We start from the raw sequence: 7,030 nt of genomic DNA, 5'->3' as shown, positions 1-7,030 counted from the left end.
TTCCAACTCCGTGTACTCCCTTTTAGTGGATCGTGACGGGCTTATCTGGATAGGTTTCTATCAACTGGGATTGGATTACAGTCTGTACCAGAGCGGACTTTTCTCTACTTACAGTTATCTCCCGTATTTTGACTCCAAAGATATGCCTGTACGCAGTATTGCAATTACCGAGCATGAGAAATTAGTCGGCTCCCGCGACGGCCTATTCTACATAAACGAAGAGCAACGACGCTTCAAAAACTTTAAATCTCCTGAATTGCGTTCCAGTATGATCTTCTGTATCTATAAATTTCAGGATAAATATTATATCGGAACCTATGGCGGGGGTATGTACATATTCAATCCTGCTGATCTTACTATTCACGACTTCGAACCTAATGAACCGCAACCTTTCATGCGGGGACAGATTTTCAGTATAAAAGCGGATAACAAAGACCAATTGTGGATAGGTACCTCAATGGGCCTCTATTGTTATAAGGATGGGAAAAGAATCAAGCAATATACCAGTGCCAACTCCAAATTACCCGAAGGGAATGTTTACGAAATCTATTTCGACTCCACACATAAAGGATGGATTTGTACAGAGAATGGCATGTGCATCTGGGACCCCTCTTCTGAAAGTCTGAAAACCGACATCTTCCCGGAAAACTTTATTCATAAAGAAAAGATCAGAGTTGTATATGAAGACTCCGACCATAATCTTTATTTCCTGCCGGACAAAGGAAGTATGTGTATATCCGATCTCTCCATGAGCCGTTTCAGAAGGCTACAACCTGATACACAACTGGAAGGAAAAGATGGTATGTTTATTCTGGAAGATGAAGAAAAATGGCTCTGGATAGGAACCAATAACGGACTCTACCGCTACGACAAGAAAGAAACTTTTATTCCTTATAATTTCATTGATGGTATTCCCAGTTCTATTTTCACACTGTGCCCTCCCGTACAGGATCAACAGGGAAATATATGGATGGGAAATTCCAAAGGGCTGATTTATATGAACTTCAAGCAAAATAATCAGATGAAAAGATACACTTATCCGCTGACGATTACAGATATTTACGTCAACGGAAAGAAATCGCTTCATCCTGTTGTTGAGAGTGGGAAAGTCCCTGAAATACAACTTGAATCCTCCCAAAACAACCTGACATTTCACTTCTCCGGTTTTACCTATACCGAACCGGCTTATATGACTTATGAATACAAATTGGAAGGTGAAGATGAGGACTGGCAGATATTGACCGGAAAGTCGGAAATTACTTATTATGATTTGTCATCCGGAAACTATCTTTTCAAGCTACGCTATATCGGAAATCCAGATTCTGAAGTACGTACCGCCGTCCACATTGCCTATCCTGTAGAAACGTGGAGCATCATCGCCGTTTCCATTGCTTTAGCTTTTATCGGCTATATTTACTATCAGCGGAAAAGAAAAGCAAAGCAAACGAAAAATATTCAAATCCAGCTTCCGGAAGATGTGCAAGAACCCGAAAAGCAAGAAAAGACAGTAGAATTGAAATATAAGACCAATAAGATAAGCACGGAAGAATGTCAGCGCCTGACAGAAAAGCTGGAGGCTCTGATGCATCGTGATAAGCCATATACGAACCCGGATCTGAAAATTGCCGATCTGGCAACCATGCTCGGCAGGTCAGCACATACTTTATCTTATCTGTTCAATCAACATCTGAACCGTAATTATTACGATTACATCAATGATTACCGTATTGAGGAATTCAAGCGTCTTATCAACGAAGACGAATATTCCAAATATACACTGGGAGCACTTGCCGAACTCTGTGGTTTTAGCTCACGCGCCTCCTTCTTCCGCTATTTCAAGAAGGCTACCGGCATCACTCCCAATGAATATATCCGGAGCATCGGAAAGAATAACGACGAATAATCTATAGCATTTAAGATATACTCCATCATTTTCTGCACTTATCTTTCAGAATATCGAAAGATAAGTGCATTTTTATTGCAATAAACAGCAAGAATATTCTGTCCAACTTACCTCCGGAGTCTCAAATTATTAGTTGATACTACGAGTCTCAAATTCTTAAGTCACTATATTACAACAAATTAATTAGTTTTCAGTCTAAGTTAATGAGATGAGATTTGTTAAGCACTATAAAAAATTGTTTTCCGTTTTTTACCTTTTATATTTGCAATCGTAAAGCTAACGTAAAACGTAACCAAAGTCTGAAGCATGGAAAACAAAAAGATGACATCCGTTCAATTGATAGCTGACTCTTATACGAGTTACCACCGCTCCGTCTATCTCTATATATGTTATAGGATAAACAATAAAGAGGAAGCTGAAGACATAGCCCAAGATGTATTTCTGCGTTTAATGGACTATAAGCAAATGCTCCGTCCGGATACCGTAAAGTTTTTCATTTACACCATATCCCGCAATCTGGTGAACGATTACCTGCGCCGTCACTATAAGAAGCAAGAAATAACATCTTATATATATGATCATGCAACGACCTGTACCAATGAAACGGAAAACCAGATTGTTGCCAATGATTTACTGGCTTGTGAGAAGCGCAAATTGCGCACTCTTCCGGAACAACGAAGAAAGATTTATATCATGAGCCGTTTTGAAGATAAATCCTCATCGGAAATTTCCGCCAAATTGAACCTTTCACGCCGTACGGTCGAAAACCATTTGTTTATCAGCCGGAAAGAAATACGTGAATATATGAAACAATGTATCTAATTAGAGTACAATAGAAATAATAGTGTTAATTTTAAATTTATAAATTATGAAGAATGAATTTCTGAAATTCTCATCGAAAAGAATTTTATTCTCAGCAGCAATGGCATCTGCGCTCTGTGTAGGTAGCCCGCAGCAGGCTTTTGCCAATGTAAATGAGGTACAAGCCATTATGCAGGCCGGTACAGTAAAAGGTACCGTAGTGGATGCTACCGGTGAACCCATCATTGGTGCCAACATTATGGTGAAAGGCACCACGAACGGTTGCATTACCGACATTGACGGTAATTTCAGTCTGAGTAATGCAAAAGGGACTTTAGTGGTTTCATTTATAGGCTATAAGTCACAGGAGATTGTGGTAAAAGGAAATGAAACCAATCTGAAAGTGGTTCTGGCAGAAGATTCGGAAATGCTGGACGAAGTGGTAGTTGTGGGTTACGGCACACAAAAAAAAGCTACAATGACTGGTTCGGTAACAGTGGTGAATCAGAAGATGTTAGAGAATAAAGGAACAATGTCCAGTCCTGTACAGGCATTGCAAGGACAGGTTCCCGGTGTCATTATCACGCGTAATTCTACAGCCCCGGGCGATGAAAGCTGGAACATGAGTCTGCGCGGTGCAGTTTCAAAAAACACTACCAGTCCATTAGTCATTATCGACGGCGTGGAATATGAAAGCGTAAACGAATTGCGTTTGTTGAATCCCTCTGATATTGAATCTATCAACTTCTTGAAAGATGCTTCAGCTTCCATCTACGGTAGCAAAGCTGCTGGTGGTGTAGTATTGGTAACTACCAAGAAAGCCCAGGCAGGCAAAGTGCAGGTAGACTATAGCGGTTCGGTAACAAGTAAGTTTATCGGTCTGTCTCCCCATCTGATGAGCCTGGAACAATGGGCTTCCTCCGTGATAGATGCACGTACCAATGACGGTTACGGTGACGATGATACCTGGATGCGTTATGCAAAACTAGCATTGGCGTATAAAAATCAGTATATCAATCTTGACCATACAACAAATCCCTTTGGTAATGCCTTCACAGACGTAGCAGACTTTGTATTTTTCGATACCAACTGGCAGGATATCATGTGGGGAACAGCTGCTTCCACGCAACACGAACTTGCTATAGCTGGTGGTTCGGATGCCTCAAAATACCGTTTGTCTTTAGGCTATATGTATGATGACAGTAACTTGAAGTGGGGTAACAACAATAATAATCGTTATAACCTGCGCTTGACAAATACCTTTAAACTGTCCAACCGCGCTTCTATTGAGTCAGTGATAGCCTACAACCGTCAGGATCAAGTGGCACCTACACAGATTGGTTCGGCATTGACCACCAACTCACAGCAACCGGGTTTCCCATCTGCTACTGCTAATGGCAAGCCTTATGCATGGGGAACATGGGGCGCACCCAACTGGTATTGTGAATTGGGTGGTGACAACAAACTGAAAGTATCTGCTATCAACATCAGCGAGACATTCAGATACTCCATCCTGAAAGATCTGACTGCTTCAGTAACGGCCGGTTATAATACATCGACAGCCATCCGTGATAAACAAAGTAAAGCTATTGATTGGTATAACTATGCAGGTGACCGCGTGGTTCGTAGCAATCCGACCGAAGACAAGAGCTCGTATTCCAAATCCAATTCACGTACCGACTTTTACTCATTGTCCGGACACATCGACTGGTCGCATATCTTTGCCGATGTTCACGATGTAAAAGTGATGGTGGGATCGCAATATAACCTAAAAGAGTATGAAGGCACTTTCCTCTATACAGAAGGTATACTGCCCTCATTGGAAATTCCTAATAGCACAAAAGATGTTGTTTACCTGAAGAACGGTGACGACAAATCAACCAAATGGCAAGAGGCAGTAATGTCTTACTTTGGTCGTATCAACTACAATTATCGTTCTAAATACATGTTGGAAGCACAGGGACGTTACGACGGTTCTTCCAAATTCCAGCCCGAAAACCGTTGGGTATTCTATTGGGGTACTTCTGCCGGATGGAGAATTTCAGAAGAAGCATTCATGAAGAACCTGTCATTTGTAGACGAACTAAAGCTGAGAGCTTCTTACGGTAGCGTAGGTAATCAGAGTGGCGTTGACCGCTATGACGGTGCACAGTTATACAACTTCACCCCCAGTGGCGGTGCATTGATAGGTAATGGAAAAATCTCTTATGTAGATACTAACGGTAAGTTGCCGAGTACCGACCGTACATGGGAACGCATCCATAACTACAATATTGGTCTTGATTTCGGATTCTTGCGCAACCGCCTGACGGGTACGGCAGAAATCTTCTGGAAGAAGAGTGACAATATGTTGATCGACGTAATCTACCCGGGTATTCTGGGTGACAAAGCTCCCACGGCAAACTACGGTGCATTCAAGGCACACGGTTGGGAAGGTATGATCAACTGGTCGGATAAGATTGGAAAAGTAAACTATCATATCGGCGGTACTTTTACCTACACCACCAACGAATTAGTGGATAACGGTGGCAGTGGAGCCATCAAAGCAGGTGTACGCTCCGACCGTGAAGGATATCCTCTGAATTCTGTATTCGGTCTCCGTTACTGTGGCAAGATCCAGACAGAAGAACAACTGAAAAAATATGTGGATAAGTACAAAAACACCAGTACCATCGGTACACTCAACAATCTGCGCCTTGGCGATAACATGTTCGAAGATGTGAATAAGGATGGCAAACTGACAGAAGAAGATTTGGTATATCTGGGTACAGACGATCCTAAAGTACAATTCTCTATCAATGCAGGTCTGGAGTGGAATGGTTTTGACCTTGCCATCGTTTTCCAGGGAGCAGGCAAACGTACTATCTGGCGTGAGGAAAGTACATGGAGGATTCCGATGCGTGCCGTTTATCTGAACACGAGCGATCAGCACATAGGCAACACATGGTCTCCGGATAATCCGGGTGCATTCTTCCCTGCGCTGACCAACCAGTCCGAACTTAACAACTACAACTACCAATGCTCTTCATGGTCGGTAGAAGACGGAGCATATTTGCGCTTGAAAAATGTAACTCTGGGTTATTCACTTCCGGCTTCTCTGCTTGCCAAAACAAAAATATTAAGTAAGGCGCGCGTATATGTAACAGGTAGCGATTTGTGGGAACACAGCAAAATCAATGATGGATGGGATCCGGAAGCAAATCGTAAAGTGGACAACTCCAAGCGATATCCTTTCCTGCGCACTGTAACTTTTGGATTGAATTTAACCTTTTAATTGAAGACAAAAATGAAAAAATATACAATTAAATCTATTTTGATACTGGCAATAGGATGTATGTTACATTCCTGTCTCGACCTGGATCCGAAAGACCAGATTGCCGATGGTAACTATTGGCAGACTGCTACAGACTTCAAGTTATTCTCCAATCAGTTCTATGGCTGGACACGCGATTTTAAAAACAGCGTCTACGATGCCCCCCACTCCGATAAGCGTTCTGACCTTATCATGGATAAAGGCAGTAAAAATGTATTTGCTAACGGAACCAACAGCATACCGGCTTCCGACGGCAACTACACCGATGCTTACAATCGCATCCGTCGTACAAATATCCTCTTACAGAAAGCAGAGAGTTTTGCAAATCAGAGTGACATCGCACAATATATCGGTGAAGCCAAGTTTTTCCGCGCTTACTGCTACTTTGACCTGTTACAGCTTTTTGGAAATGTCATAGTAGTCACTACACCGATTGATGTTACTGCTCCCGAAATGCAAGCAGCACGCAACGACCGCAGCGAAGTAGCCGACCTCATCATTCAGGATCTGAAAGATGCCGCCGAATTACTTCCCGTCACTTCCACAGTGGAAAAAGGACGTGTAGGTCGCGAAGGCGCCTGGGCAATGCTTTCCCGTGTAGCACTCTACGAAGGTACATGGCAAAAGTTCCGTGGTAACACAGCTCGTGGCAAAGACTTGTTGGACATTGCGGCAAATGCAGCAAAGGAAGTGATCAACACTAAAAACTTCTCACTGTTTGCACCTGCTATCTTAGGCGACAGTGCACAAAAGTATATGTTTATCCTGGAAGATACGAAGTGTAACCCTGCCGGATTACAGAAAAGCGCCAATACGGAGTATATTTTCTCCCGCCGTCATGACGAAGCGTTGGCTCCTATCGGTGTAAATATCACAAAAGAGTGTTTGGCAAATGCCCAAATGATCTCTCACAAATTTGCTGCAATGTACCTCTGCCAGGATGGACTCCCCATTGAAAAATCGGAAGTATATAAAGGAGACCTGAAGATTTTGGACGAATACCTGAACAGAGA

Annotated in this window: 4 protein-coding genes; all 4 read left to right on the top strand. The window is 42.5% G+C overall.

Annotation, left to right across the window (positions count from 1 at the left end; translation table 11 throughout):
* Window positions 1-1,903: two-component regulator propeller domain-containing protein (locus BACCELL_RS12615; RefSeq protein ID WP_007212194.1), on the top strand; the 1,903-nt coding region annotated here is incomplete at its 5' end.
* Between the two features lie 306 nt (window positions 1,904-2,209).
* A complete protein-coding gene (locus BACCELL_RS12610; RefSeq protein ID WP_007212192.1) occupies window positions 2,210-2,725 on the top strand; it encodes a sigma-70 family RNA polymerase sigma factor in 516 nt (171 codons plus the stop codon).
* 46 nt (window positions 2,726-2,771) lie between these two features.
* Entirely contained in the window at window positions 2,772-5,978 is a 3,207-nt protein-coding gene (locus BACCELL_RS12605; protein WP_007212191.1) for a SusC/RagA family TonB-linked outer membrane protein, read from the top strand.
* Window positions 5,979-5,990: 12 nt separating this feature from the next.
* Window positions 5,991-7,030: RagB/SusD family nutrient uptake outer membrane protein (locus BACCELL_RS12600; protein WP_044153866.1), on the top strand; the 1,040-nt coding region annotated here is incomplete at its 3' end.

Origin of the sequence: Bacteroides cellulosilyticus DSM 14838, assembly GCF_000158035.1 — a bacterium.
Lineage (GTDB): Bacteria > Bacteroidota > Bacteroidia > Bacteroidales > Bacteroidaceae > Bacteroides > Bacteroides cellulosilyticus.
This window is presented reverse-complemented; position numbering and strand designations above follow the sequence as displayed.